The organism is Pseudoalteromonas sp. ABE4_541 (assembly GCF_056312285.1).
The window spans coordinates 229,734-246,559 of record NZ_JBSVEM010000005.1 but is presented as its reverse complement, the minus strand read 5'-3'; the positions used below and the strand labels follow the sequence as shown (position 1 = coordinate 246,559).

The following is a 16,826-nucleotide window of genomic DNA, read 5'->3' as shown; positions in this document are numbered from 1 at the left end:
ACAAGATCATTCCCTACGAATTGTTAGTAACTCTTTGAATTTTCTTAGTATAAAACTGATCTAAGCGGCTCAAAAAGTGCATAACCCTGTTGATAAGTTGTGCAAAGCATATTTGTCATTTTTACGCTTAGTAAATTGCTGATCTGCCACTAAGTAAAGATCAGATCTTCACGTAGTATATGGTTGATCTACAATTTTCTTTATTTATTAAATTTATCAAATGCTTAAGTACACTTTTTGAAGCTTTAACCTTATATACCTATATCTTAACCATATCTAAACTTTCTTAATTATACTTAACTCAGGAAACAAGCTAATAAAATTTTACGATGTCTATATGTTTTGTTGTTTACTACTAATTTAATGGACATTATAATCATAGGTATCAAGTAAAGGATATCGCGCATGTCAATTAATAATAAAGCACTTTCAACCTATAGCTTGCTAAAAGCCACTGCAGAAGTTGCAGAACAATCGCTAGAAGGTCGTATTCAACATTACAGAGCCCATCTGAAAACCGATGAAAAAGAGCTTAGAACTTATACTCAAAAAGCTGCTGCAGATTTACTAGGCTGTAATAACAGAACTTTGAAGCGACGCCATGATCAAGGAGACTTTGATCACTTAAATATTCAAAAAGGGGCAAATGGTCATTATGCATATACCTTAGCAAATATTTTTGCGATGGCAGAGATCATGGGAGTGAATGCAGATCAACGAAAGACAGGTGATAAACTTCAAGTTATCGTCATTAATTCACTTAAGGGTGGTTGTGGTAAAACCACTTCGCTTGTTAACATAGCAGCCGCTTTAGCAACTACCAATATAAAACGTTATCGTATCGGGATCATTGATTTGGACCCACAAGGTTCATCATCCAGCTTTTTCCCATCTAACGATCCAGAACCCATCACCGTGGGCGATTTAATGCGAGATTGTATTGAGCTTGAACCAGATGAAACTTGGCGTAGTGTTGTATCAAATGCATTTCAAACAACTCATATTCCGAACATTAGAGTACTTCCATCTGGTATGGATGACTTTTATTTTGAACATGAGACTGCTACTGAGTTAAAAGAAAGTTCTGGTTACAGCCAAACAAGGCATTATCACAAGTTATGTGAAAAAGTGATTGAGCCGGTTGAAGATGAATTTGATATTATTCTGATCGATACAGCACCTTCTCTTAATTTCATGTTTTACAATGCTCTAATGGCTTCTACAGCAATGTTGATACCCGTTCACCCCGAAGCTGTAGACTTTGATGCAAACAATAAATATCTGAAAAGATTGGGTGAAATTTATCACACGGTTGCTGCTTTAGGCCATGAGGGCTGGGACTTTATGCAATTTTTGGTGACTAATTATGTTAAAGGTAATCATTCACAGCGTGATATTGTTAAAGATGTCCGCAGTGCATTTGGCCGACAAGTAATGAGTTACCCAATTAATCACAGCTCAGCGATCACGGCCAGCTCTTCGTCATTTAATACGATATTCGACCAAAAAACGTCAGATAGTTTGGCTAGCAGAGAATCACTTATCAAGGCACAGGAAAATATAAAAGACGTAGTTGATGAACTTGAAATGTTGATCCGATCAAATTGGCCATCAACACAATCATCGCTCACGCAATAACAAAATAGGCTTACTCATGGCAAAAAAACGTAAAAATGATACCAGACTTGATCCATTTGCAACGGCGATAGAGGGGAGTAGTCTCGACGATCTGCTTGATCAAGCAAAAGTAGGTGATGTGATCACCATGCCCGCGCCAAGTGATCCTAATCGTACAATCACCTTGACCTGTCAGGTAATAAAACACAAAGATATTGAGCTAAAAAGCAAAGTGTATGGTCAAAACCGTCGTGAACAATCTTTACTTAACGAACGCTCTGTAGCTGACATTTTACCAGCAATTAAGAGCGATAAGCGTAACTTACATCCCGCATTATGTTGGCAAAAAGATAATATGCAATGGGTGTTATCTGGTTCAAGAAGACGCAAGGCATGCCTACTTGCGGACGCTGATTATGTAGTGTTGTCATCAAATGATTTTAATGAGGAAGATGCAAAACTTTTAGCTGTTTCATCAGATCAGTATATCGCGCCAAGCCTTTGGGAGTTGGGTCAGGCCTATCATGGCACTAAGCTCAAATTACAAGAACAAGGTAAAAAGGGATCATTTAGAGAAATAGCAGCGTTAGAAGGCGTTTCACACACGGCTATTGCCGACGCGATAAAAGCGTACGAACATATCCCTAAGCATGTATTAAATCTATATCCGACAGCAAATCATGTGGGTCGAGAGGCTGCGAAGAAAATCATTGAAGCCATTAGTTTGGATCTCAATTTGTTTGAGCAAATGATAGCTGAGCTACCAAAACAATCATTCATGTCTGAACAAATGAGCGACGAAAAGCGTGCTTTGATGATCACCAAATATCTAACCACTTTTGAGGAAAAGACTCAGCGTAATGAATCTTTACTTGAAAGTGATTTTATTAAGGTACAGCGTAGCTTGAAAAGCGGTGATATTACCATCAAAATCGATAACCGAGTTTTAACAGATAAACGTCTAGAGCAGCTGCAAAAGCTTTTATCAAGTTATAATTAAGTGATAGGGCACATTGAGCTTTGCAGCGTGTTTTTGCTTCGCTCAAAGGTCTGCACGCCCTAATTAACCAAGTTACACGTTGTTTGTAACTTGGTTTTCCTCCCTATGTGCTCCAACCAGTAAAATACTCACGTTTATTGCCCTATTACCCCTTTTTCTTGTAACGCCAATCCCATATACTGGGCGGATGAGTAAATTTTAGTATCGTGCTGATGTCTACGCAGTTGTCTAAAGAACAGTTGTTTGCTTTGTTTGAAGAAATAAAACAGGAGCAAGCGAATCAATTTCCCCTATCTGAGCGCTTTTTGAAGCAGTATTTCAACGCGCAAATGCTGAGCAAAGCAAAAGAATATTTAAAAGATTCGCAGATTAGTTTCCTAGAACATACGGAAGACTTTTCGAAAATCGAATCGCAAGTGATCGGAAACTTTGGCAATACCTTTTCCCAACATATTGATATTCAGCAAACCACCAATGGTGTGCGCGTCGATGCCCAATGTACGTGCTCATCTAACGCAAAGTGCCGACATATTGCAGCGGTTTTACTCAAACTAAAAATTGATCACTCTGGCGGGTTCGGTGAGGCTTATCTTGTTAACGATTGGTTTAATGAACTTGAATCATTACAACTCATCAAACCGCAAGATTTTGATAATGTTTTGTTATTTTCACTTGAGCAGCAAGGAAAAGAACTGCAACTCATGCCAAAGATCAGTGCGTTTAGGCCCGATGGAAATTATCCACTGGGTAGGCCGTTGACAGAACAGCAATTGGTCAGCCAATTACCCCCTCCCGGAGTGAGTGAAGACGACTTTAGATTGTTTAGCTGGGTAAGATCACAAAATGCACCAGGTCATTATGAATTGAGCGGTAGTTGGGGACATGCTGCCTTACAACAGTTATTACACACAAATCGTTTATATTACAAAGCTGAACGAAAACCCTTATCCGCAGCACATCAGCAGAACCTAACTTTTGTGTGGCAGCAAGATAGCAAGCAAGCGCAATTGAAAGCTTTGTTGTCTAACACACCTCAGTGGCTTCTGTTAAGAACCGATCCGCCCTACTATCTTGATACTGAGCGTTTGGTGGTTGGTCGGATCAGCTCGCAACTTAGCGCCGATGAAATTGCTCATTTACTGACTATGCCTGCGGTTGCAACTGAGCAACTAGAGCAGGTAACGGAACGTTTTGCAGAGCTTTACCCTGCGGATGTGATAGAGCCACCCAGTGGTGTCGCACAAAAGGGCATCAAAAGCAAATTAAAAAGCCGTTTAAGTGTTGTACAAAGCGCAAGTAGTAAGCGCTTTGTTATGACGCTTGAACATACAAAAGGAATGACAAGTTCATCCATAAATAAGGCTAAAAAAAGAAGTAAGTTATTACTAACAGGCTTGGGATTGAACAGCAGTGAAGGCTCCTATGCGTTACCGGTAGAAAACGAGCAAGGCTATCATTGGTTTAACCATGAATTGAAAGAGCAGTTGATAAACAAAGGATGGGCTGTTGAAGAGCTCAGTGAACAAGGAGCGGTTTTAGAGCCTAAAGTTACCTTGTTGTTAAGGCGAGATAAACATCATCACATAATCGGTAAAGTACAATTTGATGACAACACGGTCTTGCTTGATTGGGACAATAAGCCAGAGCTTGAGATCAATGAATTTGCTGATAAGTATCGCTACATTAAAATTGCTGAACAGTCGTATGCAATTCCGACGCAAACCTATGAGCAGTTGCTGACCTTAAAGCAAAGGTTTAGTTATTACCTCTCTAATAGCCAATTTAAGTTTCCGTTCTTTTTTGCCAAAGAGTTATTCAACTTAGAGCATATTGCAGTGAGTTGCGATGATCCTCGCTTACTTGAATATCTTGATGAGCTTAATAACCCCAAAACCAGCTCGAATACGGCTTTAGGTGCAACTAATCAAACGTTTACGCTTAGAGACTATCAAGAGCAAGGCGTTGACTGGTTGAAGTTTTTAAATAGACACCAACTTGGTGGTATTTTGGCTGATGATATGGGGCTGGGTAAAACGCTACAGGTGATAGCGTATTTTATAACTCAATATAACACCTTAGTGAATAAGCCAAGCTTGATTGTGTGCCCGACGAGCTTAGTCAGCAACTGGCAGAATGAATTTGCTCGTTTTGCACCGCATTTGACACTTACTACGGTGCACGGTAGTAATCGCGATGCTCTGCTAGAGAGCATTCATAAGTCAAAGTTCATTCTCACCACCTACCCTCTTCTAAAACGCGATTTAGCGCATTACAAGGGCCTAAAATTTGATTCAATTGTGCTAGATGAAGCGCAATATATCAAAAATGAATCCGCACAGATCTCAAAATGCGTAAAACAGCTAAATGCGCAGTTCAAGCTATGTTTGAGTGGCACACCAGTTGAAAACAACTTGTTGGAACTTAAATCGTTGCTAGATTTTGTCATGCCAGACATTTTGGGGACGCGACAGCAGTTTAAACAATACTTTCAATATCCCATCGAAAAAGAGCAAGATAAAGCACGTGCTAGAGAGTTACACGCGGTGATAGCCCCGTTTATTTTACGCCGAACTAAAGCCCAGGTTGTCAAAGAGTTGCCAGCTAAAACAGAGCTCATCAAAGAACTTGAATTCACACCAGAGCAGAGCCAGCTATATACCAGTGTGCAGCAGCAAGTTGAAAATGATCTTGTACATTTATTCAAAGAGCAAGGTGTGCAGCGCAGTAAACTTATGTTCCTAGACGCCTTATTGAAGCTTAGGCAGATCTGCTGCCATCCTCGACTTGTGGATCAACAAACCGAAGCGCTCAGTGCCAAGTTCGATTGGTTACGCCAGCATTTGCCAATCATGTTGGAACAAGGTCGCAAGATCATTATATTTAGCCAGTTCACGAGTGTACTTGATCTTATCGCCCAACAATGTAAAGAGTTGAATTTGGCGTTTACGCAGCTCACTGGACAAACGCGTCAGCGAGATAAAGTGATTGAGCGATTTACCAGTGGCGAATGCAATATCTTTTTGATCAGCTTAAAAGCAGGTGGTACGGGACTCAATTTAACCCAAGCGGATACAGTGATTCATTTTGATCCATGGTGGAATCCAGCGGTTGAAAACCAAGCCACTGATCGAGCTTATCGTATTGGGCAAGATAAACCAGTTTTTGTGTATAAGCTGATAATGGCTAATTCAATCGAGCAAAAAGTATTTACCATGCAGCGCCAAAAACAAGCCTTGGTTGATGCTCTGTTTGAAGATAAAGCGATGAATTTAAGCAAGTTTGATGAAGAGCAAATGCTGGCTCTACTACGTTAGTTCAAAAATAAATGCATTTATTTTTGAACTAACTGAACAGCACGGGGGTCTATGATTGTGCTTGTTGGTAGCGATAAGCATTTGTTGATTCCCCTTGATTACCATTTTTAAAGCCAGCTTATTGCTGGCTTTTTTGTATAAAAATTTTGCGATTAGTGGGAGGATTCCACATTCTATCCATATTGTTACGATTTAATGGAATAATGATAAAGTGCTAGGTTAATAATCAAAGGAAAATGCGTAATGTGTCAAATAAGCGTGGCAAACGAACTGGATTTTATAGAACCCATGTCACAATGTGACTATGATCTAATTCAAGAAGTGGCAAATTGTGGGGAGCTTGAAAGCATTCTTACGATGGTATTATTAGATGACACATTATCTGAGTCGTTACGTGCGCAAGTACGATTGCAGCTTGCCAATTTAAAAGTTAAATAGAAGGCCATAAACACAACCATGCAACACATTTTAATCGTTGAAGACGACTACGACATTGCGGAGCAAGTTATCTTGTTTTTTAAAGCTTCCGGGTTTGAAACCACCCATATCGCTGATGGCGCGTTAGTTGTGCCATGGGTTGAACAAAATCAACCGGATGCAATCGTCATGGATATCATGCTTCCAAATCAAGATGGTGTTGAGTGCATGAAGCAGATTCGCCAGTTTTCTATGGTACCGATTATTATGGTTACGGCTAAAGTCACTGAAGCTGATAGGCTAAAAGGGCTTGAATTTGGCGCGGATGATTATGTATGTAAGCCCTTTAGTGCTGCAGAACTTGTGATGCGTATTAAAGCGATTTTAAGACGTTGTACCCCACAACCTGAGGATGCAAAGGCGGTCATTGTTGAACCAAGCAGTTTGACCGTCAAAATAAACGGCGCGCATTTAAGTCTCACTAAGGTTGAATTTGATGTGTTTACTTTACTGTACAATTCGCCTAGTCGCGTATTTTCGCGGCAACAGATCTTAGATAATGTGCAGCCCGACAACTTCGATATTTCCGATCGCGTCATCGACAGCCATATTAAAAACATTCGTAAAAAGATCAAACAGCTTGGTGCATCTCCTAAATTGATAGGATCTGTTTACGGGGCTGGGTATCGCTTTGATCGTGAGCAGCTATCATAACTGGACTATGGCGTTAATGACGCTGAGCTTTGCTTAGTTAGTGCGTGTTCTTGTTCTCTGGGGTATTATCAAGTATATGAATACTCTCAATGAGATAGGCTATGCTTGAGACGATTATTTCACAGCTTAGTTGGACACATCTTGCTATTTTTGGTGCCGGTGTGGGTATGCTTGTTCCTTGGTATATTACACAGCAGCAAAAGCTTAAGTCGCAACTGGCTTTTATGGAACAAAAGTTAGCACTTCAAGCCGAACAGGCAGACTCTACAACCCAACAAACCTCTCAACTACAGGCGGATAAGCTTCAGCTTCATGGATTGTGTCAGCAGTACCAAGCTCGTTTAGCCGAAAAGCAAAGCCAAGCTGAGCAATATCAACGTTTATGGCAGCAAAGTGAACAATCATTGGCGCGTACACAGGAGCAAGCTCACGGGCTTGAAATTGAACTCACCGATCTAAAAACCACCTTCGAGCAAAAGCAGTTAGCGTTTGATGAGCAAATTTCGCAGCTAGAAAAATCAAAGCAAATCCTTAAGCAAGAGTTTCAAAATATTGCTAATCAAATCTTTGATGAAAAAACAGCACGCTTCAATGTACAAAGTCAAGAGCGTATTAGCCAACTGCTACAACCGATGCAAGGAGAGCTCAAAGGCTTTAGAGATAAAATGGAAGCCATTCACACCGAAGAGCTCAAGCAAAGGGCTTCTTTGAGAACAGAGCTATTGCACTTACAGGCCAACAATAAACTTATAACTGAGCAAGCGGATAAGTTAACTACCGCATTGCAAGGGCAAAAAAAGACGCAAGGCAACTGGGGTGAGTTGATGCTTGAAAACGTACTCGATAGTGCGGGTTTACGACCAGGTTATGACTATAAGCGTGAAGTGTCGTTTACCACTGAGCATGGAAAGTATCGCCCTGACGTGATTGTTTATCTGCCACAAGGACGCCACCTAGTTGTCGATGCAAAAACCTCTCTTAATGCTTATACCCGTTATGTGAATGCACAGGAGCAGGCCTGTGCAAAAGAAGCGCTAGTGGAACACTGTAATGCGATACAAGCGCGAATTAAGGAATTAGGCGACAAATCCTACGAGCGATTACCTGGACTCAATTCACCAGAAGTGGTGATCATGTTTATTCCTGTAGAGTCGGCGTTTGTTGAGGCGATTAAACATAACCCTAACCTCTACCAGCAAGCGCTGGATGTTAATGTGTTGGTCGCCACACCTACGACCTTGCTAACTAGCTTAAACATCGTTAAGCAGCTGTGGAAGTTCGAAGAACAAAGTAAACATAGCCGTGAACTTGCTCAGCGAGCAGAAAAATTTTACAACAAACTGAATGCCTTTTTACACAGCATGGATGGTGTAGGTAAACATCTAGATAAAGCCAAAGAAAGCTACGATAAAGCGTTTGGCCAGCTATACAGCGGTAAAGGTAACCTCATCAAGCAAGCGTCAGAATTTAAAGAGTTGGGTGTTTCAGTGACAAAATCTTTGCCCGATGAGCTGGTGGAAAAGTCACGTTTGGAGCTTGAGTAATTAAATTATTTATAGAAACGTTTCTCATATTACCTTGTTAAAATTAAGGTGTTCACTAAGTCGCATCGTCAAAACCATTGTTATACGATGAATGTAACTGAGTGATATGCATCCAGACAGACAAAAGTAAGCATGTAATACCGTGTAATTTACATTAACAAATTTTTCTCATATTTTTTACCGGGGTTTTTCATGTAATTTGTAAAGAGGACTTTAATATGGCTAATTTAGATGATTTCAATCAGTTCAATGGTAAACGTTTGAGAAACAGCAAAAGTGAACACCCTTTAGCGACTTATTTAGTTATTAATGGTACTAAGTGTTTCATTCCTGACAATACTACATATACAAATTTGTGGGATGATGATGGTAGGGGGATAGAAGATAACGTACGACTCGATGATATTCCCTCCGCAAATGACATCTCTGAGGGGGCTGTGCTTGCACGCATCGAGGGGACGTCAGCCACATATCTCATAACAAACCAACAAAGGTTATTTATTCCTTCTGGAGATGTGTTTAGTGCGTATAGTTTTGACTCAGAAAAGGTCAATGATGTTGCTAGAATAATTATTGAGTCGATCCCATCAGGAGATGATTTAAAGGGACCATTTTAATAAGTTTTTTAGCGAACTTTAATGTGTCAGCAAGTGGGATTATACAAAGAAAACCCCCAAAAATGGGGGTTTTATTAGCTGATGTTGCTCATATTTGGGTTGGTGCACTCTGCATATGTACCATTTCTTGGTGTGCGTACAAATAAATTAATAAATAAATTGTACTGACTGACATCACGCCAAACACGGCTGTCACGTGATGGACACAAAGAGTTTTGAATATATTGAGTTAACTGCTCTTCATTCATTGCCAGTTCTGTTGGCATTTCTACTAACACCTTGATGCTAGAGTTGGTAAATTTAGTCTCTCTTAACTGCCAACTACCCATGATGAACTGTTTTGAAAAATAGCGAGAAATACGTGCCTTTTGATCCGCTTTCAGTTGGGGAAGCTGACTCTCTTGTGTAGAGTCTAGCACTAGCACCCAAAGCATCGCGATAACTAAAAACCCTAGCAACATAACCGGAATAAAGGCCATATTGGCTTTACTTTTTGGTTGAGGGCGTTGCTTACGGCTACGAGCTTCAACTATTTTGGCCCAGTCTCCATGTTTCATTGTGCGTTGGTTCATTAATCTGTCCTCCCGTGTATGTTGCTCATTAAAGACGAACAATGTGGAAGAAAAATGGAGCATTATGGAGTTTATAACAGGTCCGAGGTTGTACCTTTACTTTTTCTGAGTTACACATGGAGCGGATGTTGATAAAAACCTGATCTCTATTCATACAAAGATACCAACGCTCGATGTGTTATCGTTCTTAATGTTATGATTTTAAATGTATATTTTTTACCGGATCATTGTTTTACTGACATTTATGAGATGGTGTGAGATGCATACACAAAGTGATATTCACGGACTTATAGACTTAGAGATTTTAGATTCTGTTCGTATTTATTTGAAAATCTGGTGTATGGTGAATTTATTTTTTTACTCTGAAACGTTAGCTATTATAAGGCCTTTAGCTAGATGAAATCATAATTTAAAAAAGTGGTGAGTGAAAGATGTAAAGGGGGTTTACAAATTGAATTTTACTCAATAATTGTAATTATTACAATAAGATGATTTGAGTTAGTAAAAATCAGTTTTTTACCTAGTTGAGTTAGTAAAAAATCGGTTTATTAACGTACTGAGTTAGTAAAATGGTGAGTTGTAGGCTCATCAGTTAGTAAAATTTTGGTTTGTATCGGTGTGGAGTAAGTTTGAGTATTTTATGAAGCGTAATAATTTCGCTGTAAACAACCGTTTGGCTTTCGTAAAAGTATAGATTTCCCCCTACTTCGCTTCGTTGCTGCTTCATTAGTAAAAACGTGATCTCAGTGCTTAAAAACAAAGAAGGGCCCTTAGGCCCTTAAAAGTAACACAGTCTTAAAATTAGAATTGATTCATGGTGTTGGCTTCGCCTCCTGCTTTAAGGGCGTTGTCACCAGAGAAATATTCTTTATGTGTATCTCCAATATTTGAACCCGCTAAATCTTGGTGTTTAACAGATGCTTGTTCACGACGAATTTCTTGACGTTGAACATCTCTTACATAAGCCAGCATACCCAAGTCACCAAAATATCCTTCAGCGAGAATATCTGTGCTTAGCGCTGCGGTGTGATATGTCGGTAAGGTGATGAGGTGATGGAATATACCCGCTTCTCTAGCTCCGTCGCGCTGGAAGTTTTGAACCAATTCATCTGCTGCTTTTGCAAGTTCAGAGTTATCAAGTCCTGGGTCCATTAACGCTTTTGCATCTGAGCTGGGATCTGGGTATTGATTTAGATCTCTGCCTTCTTGCTGCCATTGAGCGTATACTTGCTCGCGGAATTTCAAGGTCCAGTTAAATGATGGAGAGTTGTTGTAAACCAACTTGGCATTTGGCACCTGTTCTTTAACGCGGTTTACCAACTCAGCAATTTGCTGCACATTGGGTTTTTCCGTTTCAATCCACAGTAAATCGGCACCGTTTTGTAAGCTAGTGATACAGTCTAACACCACACGGTCTTTTTCTGTTCCTGCTTTGAATTGATATAGCCCGTTTTCCAGACGCACAGGTTTACGCAATTCCCCATCTAGTTTAATCGCCATTTCCCCGTTATTCAGATCGTCTGCACTGTTTACTGGCGTGGTATCTAAAAATGCAGTGTACTGACTCGCTAAATCTCCCGATGTTTTTGATACAGGCACTTTTTGTGTGAGACTGGCACCTAATGAATCCGTGCGAGCCACGATGATGCCATCCTCGATACCAAGCTCTAGAAATGCATATCTTACGGCATTAATTTTTGCCAAGAAGTCTTCATGCGGTACAGTGACTTTACCAGCTTGGTGGCCACACTGCTTCGCATCCGATACTTGGTTTTCAATTTGGATGGCACAAGCACCTGCTTCAATCATTTTTTTAGCCAGCAAATAAGTGGCTTCTTCGTTGCCAAATCCGGCGTCGATGTCTGCGATAATCGGAACGATGTGCGTTTCAAAGTTGTCTATTTTATTTATGATCTCACTGGTGTCTTTACCTTGTGCTTTTGCATCATCTAAATCGCGGTATAGGTGATCTAACTCACGGGCATCCGCTTGTTTTAAAAAGGTGTAGATCTCTTCAATTAGCGCTGGTACAGAGGTTTTTTCATGCATACTTTGATCTGGTAACGGACCAAATTCAGAGCGCAGCGCCGCAACCATCCAACCACTTAAATATACGTATGAACGTTTTGTGGTTTTTTGGTGGCGTTTTACTGCCATCATCATTTGCTGTGCGGTAAATCCATGCCAACACCCCAGTGACTGTGTATATTGACTGCTATCTTGGTCGTAAGCTTTCATGTCTTCACGCATTACCTTGGCGGTGTATTTGGCGATATCTAAACCTGTTTTAAAGCGATTTTGCAGATTCATACGACTAGCAAATTCAGGATTAATTGATTGCCAAGTTTTGCCTTGGGTTTGGCATAAAGTTGCGAACTGATCGAGTTGTGATTGATAGCGAGTCATAATAAATTCCTTCGAACGGGTTACATATTTTTTAAGTTGTGAGAGTGGCACCCGTGCTCTGTAGCCGGTGCTTAATTACACACTAGGCCGCAAATCTAGATTTTTTAAATTTATAGTTATTATTGTGAGTATATTTTTCATGAATGTTTTTGGGGGTTTGTTTTAGGGTGAAATACGATATGGTTTATTTAAACCCGTTCAAACTTTACTTAGGAATTCACTATGCAAGCAAGCACGCAAGAAGCTGGTCTAACGATAGACCAGCGCCTTTACGACTTTATTAATCACCATGCCTTACCGGGAACGGGATTATCGCAAAGCGCTTTTTGGCAGGGTTTTGCCTGTATCATCGATACCCTCTCACCGATGAATAAAGCGTTGCTTGCAAAGCGTGATTTACTGCAACAGCAAATCGATGCTTTTCATCAACAGCATACACACTGGGATAGCGTGCAGTATCGGACATTCTTACAAGACATTGGTTACATAGTGCCAGAACCTGAGCAAGTATGTATTGATACTGAGCTAGTTGAACCTGAAATAGCGCTGACCGCCGCACCACAATTAGTTGTACCCGTGAGCAATGCACGGTTTGCATTAAATGCCGCTAATGCCCGCTGGGGATCGTTGTACGATGCGCTTTACGGCACGGATGTGCTCAGCGAACATGACGGTGCAGAGAAAACCACCCAATATAATCCGGTACGTGGCTTTAAAGTCATGGCCTATGTTCGTCAGTTTTTAGACAAAGCGGTGCCTCTGAGTAGTGGCTCGCACATAGAAAGTACCAATTACGCTGTGCTTAACGGTGAGCTAGTGGTGACGTTAAACGACTCATCTCAGGTTAAATTGGCAGAAGAGGCACAATTTGTCGGGTATCAAGGGCAGGCGCAGGATCCCAGTGCTATTTTACTTAAGCACCATGATCTGCATATTGAGATCCAAATAGATCCCAATAATCCGGTTGGCCAAGCTGACAAGGCGGGCATTAAGGATGTGCTACTCGAATCCGCACTGACCACCATTATGGACTGTGAAGATTCGGTTGCTGCGGTAGATGCCGAAGATAAAGTAAATGTATACCGAAATTGGCTAGGCTTGATGCAAGGAAATTTGGAGGCGTCTTTTGATAAGCAAGGTACTGTGATTAAACGGAAATTAAACTCAGATCGTATTTTTACTAACTCAGAGGGTGAGCAGATCTCATTGAAAGGTCGCAGTATGATGTTTGTGCGTAATGTTGGCCACTTGATGACATCCCCAGCGATATTGGACAAGCAAGGTGCACCTGTTTATGAAGGGATCATGGATGCTATGATCACGTCGCTGTGTGCAGTGCACGATCTTAGAGGAAACAGCTTAGTTACCAATTCAAGCACACAAAGCATCAATATTGTTAAGCCAAAAATGCATGGTCCTGAAGAAGTGGCGTTTACGGTGCAGTTGTTTAGTGAAGTAGAAGCGCTTCTAAACTTACCTATGAACACCATCAAGCTAGGTATTATGGACGAAGAACGTCGCACTTCCGTCAATTTAAAAGCCTGTATTGAACAAGCAAAATCTCGCGTTGTATTTATCAACACCGGATTTTTAGATAGGACGGGTGATGAAATTCACACTTCGATGCTAGCGGGCCCTGTATTGCCAAAAGGCCAGATCAAAATGCAGCCTTGGATCCAAGCGTATGAGGATCGTAATGTTGATATTGGGTTAGCTTGTGGGTTCAGCCAAAAAGCGCAAATAGGTAAAGGCATGTGGCCAATGCCTGATAAAATGGCGTTGATGATGGAGCAAAAGTTAGCTCACCCAGAATCAGGTGCTAACACGGCTTGGGTGCCTTCGCCAACGGCTGCGACATTACATGCTATGCATTACCATTATGTAGATGTTTTTGCTAAGCAGGAAACTCTTATGGCACGTCAGCAAGCCTCTTTAGCAGACTTATTAACGCCGCCTTTGATGCTTGAAAATAGTTTAACAAAAGAAGAGATCCAGACAGAACTTGATAACAATGTGCAAGGGATCTTGGGGTATGTTGTGCGTTGGATTGATCAAGGGATCGGTTGTTCAAAGGTACCTGATATTCATCATATTGGTTTAATGGAAGATAGGGCTACTTTGAGGATCTCAAGTCAACACATCGCTAATTGGCTTAAACACGGTATTTGCACAGAGCAACAAGTACATAATACGTTCGAACGTATGGCTCATGTGGTGGATGAACAAAACAAACATGACGTGAACTACCAAACAATGGCTGGTAACGATCATAGTTTGGCTATGCAGGCGGCTCAGGCACTCGTATTTGAAGGGGCACGACAGCCAAATGGTTATACTGAACCGCTATTACACACATATCGTTTAAAATACAAAGCGGTAACGCATTAACGAAGACAGGCCTGATATTTCAGGCCTGTTTCTTTTTAAGGTTCAAAAATACTTGCTAAGTGACGAAGTTTAAACAAGTATGGGATAACCGTTTTGTTTATCTTATATGAGGCTCTATGTTTCTCGTCGGTAATAAAAAATATCATGCCATTGCGGCACTTCTATTCATGTGCTCAGGGCTGAGTACTTCTGTGCGCGCTAATAGCTCAATCGATCTTACAGAACATAGCCTTGAGCAATTACAACAGCTGGTTGATGACAAGAAGCTGACCTACCAGCAAATTATAGAATATTACCTCGCTAGAATTGAACACTTTGATGATTCTGGTCCAACTCTCAATGCCATTATTAGTGTGAACGAGCAAGCAATCTTAGAAGCCAAACAAAAAGATAAACGTCACGCAATTATAGCTACTCACGGCCCTTTGTTTGGTATGCCTGTTATTCTTAAAGACAACATTGAAACCGCGGGCAATATGCCAACTACGGCTGGTGCTGTGGTACTCAAAAATAATTTTGCAAAACAAGATGCCGAGCTGGTTAAAAAACTAAAACAAGCGGGGGCTATCATTCTTGCTAAGGCAAACCTAAGCGAATGGGCTAATTTTAAATCAACGCAAAGCTCCAGTGGTTGGAGTGATGTTGGTGGGCAAACAAAAAATCCTTATGTACTTAATCGCACGCCTTGCGGTTCTAGCTCTGGTTCTGGTGTTTCGGTTGCGGCCAATATGGCGGTAGTGGCAATTGGCACAGAAACGGATGGCTCAATCACCTGCCCCGCAGCTCACAACGCCCTTGTAGGCTTGAAGCCAACAGTAGGATTAGTGTCAGTTAAAGGCGTTGTGCCATTGTCTCATTCACAAGATGCACCGGGTCCTATGGCACGCTCAGTGGCTGACGCGGCAGCCGTTTTGAATGCGTTAGTAGATGATTCGGGTAAAGATTATCGACGGTTTTTGAACCCAAAAGGCCTTGTGGGAAAACGTATAGGTATAGCTCGTAATGTCAGTGATTTTAACCCTATTGCCAGCAAAGCTTTTACACGAGCAATTGCTGTGATGAAGCAGCAAGGAGCTGAAATAGTTGATAACTTAATACTGCCCTATCAAGAAGAAATTAGCCAAGCTGAATTTGATATTTTGCTGAGCGAGTTTAAGGATGATGTTAATCTTTATTTGGCTAATACGCCGAAATCGGTGGTCACAAAATCGCTAGAGCAAGTTATACATTTCAATCAATCATATCAGCAAGGGAGTGGCTTTAATCAAGGGTTATTGGAAATGGCGCAGCAAACCTCGGGCGTGAAGAGTGAGCGTTATATAACGGCCAAGAAGCTTGTTAGCGAAAAAGCGCGTGAAAAAGGGATTGATGCGCTGATACATCAGCACAAATTAGATGCTATTGTAGCCCCTACAAATGGACCTGCATGGGTGATTGATACAATTAATGGCGACCACTATACAGGTGCGAGTTCAAGTCCATCAGCAATTGCGGGTTACCCGATTATAACGGTGCCGATGGCATACCATAAACATTTACCGTTAGGGATTTCATTTTTTGGTGGCGCCTACCAAGAGCACAAATTGTTGGAACTTGCATATGCATTTGAACAGGCTACACAAGTAAGAACGCCGCCAAACTTTCTTGCAAGCATAGACAATTAAGTAAGTGTAAAACCACTTTGCAAAAACACAGACAAGGAACTGCCATGATAGAAACCTCAGACCTCCTTTTAAGAAAAATAACATCACGCGATTTACCGCTGTTTGAGCGTTTGCATCAAGATGAGCGAGTCATGAGGTGGGTGTCAGATATTGATGAACAAGCACAACGAGAAAAGTTTTGGGAAAGGGTAGAGAGTAGCAATAATTGGCATAAAACTAACAACGATTGGCTCACGCTGGTGATTATAGATAAATGCTCTGGCGAAGCCGTGGGACTTCATGGTTTTTTAAGCATGTGGCAGCCTTACCTGCAAGCAGAGCTTGGTTTTATGCTTTTGCCAGAATTTCACGGAAAAGGATTTGCAAAAAAGTCTACCAAAGCAGTCATTAATTTTGCATTTTTGGAGTGTGGTTATCATAAGCTGATAGCAACCGTATCAGAAGGGAATGAAGCATCCTTTGGGTTACTAAAAGCCATGGGCTTTGAGCTCGAAGGCACACTGAAACATAACTATAAAATTGCAGGGCGATGGATCAATGATCAGAAGCTCGCATTGTTCTCAAATAATTGAC

The 16,826-nt window shown here is 41.0% G+C and carries 12 protein-coding genes; 10 read left to right on the top strand and 2 right to left on the bottom strand.

Translation table 11 applies throughout. The features are described 5' to 3' along the window. Window positions 1-405: 405 nt before the first annotated feature. From ACW689_RS07360 to ACW689_RS07330, 7 genes are all read left to right on the top strand, one after another. On the top strand, window positions 406-1,638 hold the full coding sequence (locus tag ACW689_RS07360) for an AAA family ATPase (RefSeq protein WP_476289852.1): 1,233 nt from the start codon (window positions 406-408) through the stop codon (window positions 1,636-1,638). A 16-nt stretch (window positions 1,639-1,654) separates the two neighbouring features. Beyond that, window positions 1,655-2,617 carry a transcriptional regulator gene (locus ACW689_RS07355; RefSeq protein ID WP_476289850.1) on the top strand — a complete coding sequence of 321 codons (963 nt, stop codon included), beginning with the start codon at window positions 1,655-1,657 and terminating at the stop codon, window positions 2,615-2,617. A gap of 212 nt (window positions 2,618-2,829) precedes the next feature. After that, window positions 2,830-5,931 (top strand): DEAD/DEAH box helicase, encoded by a 3,102-nt coding sequence (locus tag ACW689_RS07350; RefSeq protein ID WP_476289848.1) that lies wholly within the window; start codon window positions 2,830-2,832, stop codon window positions 5,929-5,931. Between the two features lie 243 nt (window positions 5,932-6,174). Continuing rightward, complete coding sequence (locus ACW689_RS07345; protein ID WP_476289846.1) at window positions 6,175-6,369, top strand: hypothetical protein; 195 nt, start codon at window positions 6,175-6,177, stop codon at window positions 6,367-6,369. An 18-nt stretch (window positions 6,370-6,387) separates the two neighbouring features. Further along, window positions 6,388-7,062 (top strand): response regulator, encoded by a 675-nt coding sequence (locus ACW689_RS07340; protein WP_476289844.1) that lies wholly within the window; start codon window positions 6,388-6,390, stop codon window positions 7,060-7,062. Window positions 7,063-7,163: 101 nt separating this feature from the next. Beyond that, window positions 7,164-8,606 carry a DNA recombination protein RmuC gene (locus ACW689_RS07335; protein WP_476289842.1) on the top strand — a complete coding sequence of 481 codons (1,443 nt, stop codon included), beginning with the start codon at window positions 7,164-7,166 and terminating at the stop codon, window positions 8,604-8,606. A gap of 218 nt (window positions 8,607-8,824) precedes the next feature. Further along, window positions 8,825-9,223 carry a hypothetical protein gene (locus ACW689_RS07330; RefSeq protein ID WP_476289840.1) on the top strand — a complete coding sequence of 133 codons (399 nt, stop codon included), beginning with the start codon at window positions 8,825-8,827 and terminating at the stop codon, window positions 9,221-9,223. A 74-nt stretch (window positions 9,224-9,297) separates the two neighbouring features. On the opposite strand, the gene ACW689_RS07325 is transcribed toward ACW689_RS07330, so the two are convergent. Together ACW689_RS07325 and ACW689_RS07320 are read right to left on the bottom strand one after the other, a co-directional pair. Then, window positions 9,298-9,795, bottom strand: a complete 498-nt coding sequence (locus tag ACW689_RS07325) for a hypothetical protein (RefSeq protein ID WP_476289838.1) — start codon at window positions 9,793-9,795, stop codon at window positions 9,298-9,300. A gap of 801 nt (window positions 9,796-10,596) precedes the next feature. Continuing rightward, window positions 10,597-12,201 carry an isocitrate lyase gene (locus tag ACW689_RS07320; protein WP_476289836.1) on the bottom strand — a complete coding sequence of 535 codons (1,605 nt, stop codon included), beginning with the start codon at window positions 12,199-12,201 and terminating at the stop codon, window positions 10,597-10,599. A 222-nt stretch (window positions 12,202-12,423) separates the two neighbouring features. On the opposite strand from ACW689_RS07320, the gene ACW689_RS07315 reads away from it, so the two are divergent. The 3 genes from ACW689_RS07315 (at window position 12,424) to ACW689_RS07305 (ending at window position 16,825) form a co-directional block, all read left to right on the top strand. Next, window positions 12,424-14,589: a malate synthase G gene (locus ACW689_RS07315; RefSeq protein ID WP_476289834.1), complete on the top strand. Its 2,166-nt coding sequence runs from the start codon at window positions 12,424-12,426 to the stop codon at window positions 14,587-14,589. A 116-nt stretch (window positions 14,590-14,705) separates the two neighbouring features. Beyond that, on the top strand, window positions 14,706-16,253 hold the full coding sequence (locus ACW689_RS07310; protein WP_476289832.1) for an amidase: 1,548 nt from the start codon (window positions 14,706-14,708) through the stop codon (window positions 16,251-16,253). A 44-nt stretch (window positions 16,254-16,297) separates the two neighbouring features. Further along, a complete protein-coding gene (locus ACW689_RS07305; RefSeq protein ID WP_476289830.1) occupies window positions 16,298-16,825 on the top strand; it encodes a GNAT family N-acetyltransferase in 528 nt (175 codons plus the stop codon). Window position 16,826 lies beyond the last annotated feature (1 nt).

Bases quoted from the DNA above. Each gene is read 5' to 3' on its own strand.
- ACW689_RS07360 (WP_476289852.1), top strand. From the start codon at position 406: ATGTCAATTAATAATAAAGCACTTTCAACCTATAGCTTGCTAAAAGCC.
- ACW689_RS07355 (WP_476289850.1), top strand. From the start codon at position 1,655: ATGGCAAAAAAACGTAAAAATGATACCAGACTTGATCCATTTGCAACG.
- ACW689_RS07350 (WP_476289848.1), top strand. From the start codon at position 2,830: ATGTCTACGCAGTTGTCTAAAGAACAGTTGTTTGCTTTGTTTGAAGAA.
- ACW689_RS07345 (WP_476289846.1), top strand. From the start codon at position 6,175: ATGTGTCAAATAAGCGTGGCAAACGAACTGGATTTTATAGAACCCATG.
- ACW689_RS07340 (WP_476289844.1), top strand. From the start codon at position 6,388: ATGCAACACATTTTAATCGTTGAAGACGACTACGACATTGCGGAGCAA.
- ACW689_RS07335 (WP_476289842.1), top strand. From the start codon at position 7,164: ATGCTTGAGACGATTATTTCACAGCTTAGTTGGACACATCTTGCTATT.
- ACW689_RS07330 (WP_476289840.1), top strand. From the start codon at position 8,825: ATGGCTAATTTAGATGATTTCAATCAGTTCAATGGTAAACGTTTGAGA.
- ACW689_RS07325 (WP_476289838.1), bottom strand. From the start codon at position 9,795: ATGAACCAACGCACAATGAAACATGGAGACTGGGCCAAAATAGTTGAA.
- ACW689_RS07320 (WP_476289836.1), bottom strand. From the start codon at position 12,201: ATGACTCGCTATCAATCACAACTCGATCAGTTCGCAACTTTATGCCAA.
- ACW689_RS07315 (WP_476289834.1), top strand. From the start codon at position 12,424: ATGCAAGCAAGCACGCAAGAAGCTGGTCTAACGATAGACCAGCGCCTT.
- ACW689_RS07310 (WP_476289832.1), top strand. From the start codon at position 14,706: ATGTTTCTCGTCGGTAATAAAAAATATCATGCCATTGCGGCACTTCTA.
- ACW689_RS07305 (WP_476289830.1), top strand. From the start codon at position 16,298: ATGATAGAAACCTCAGACCTCCTTTTAAGAAAAATAACATCACGCGAT.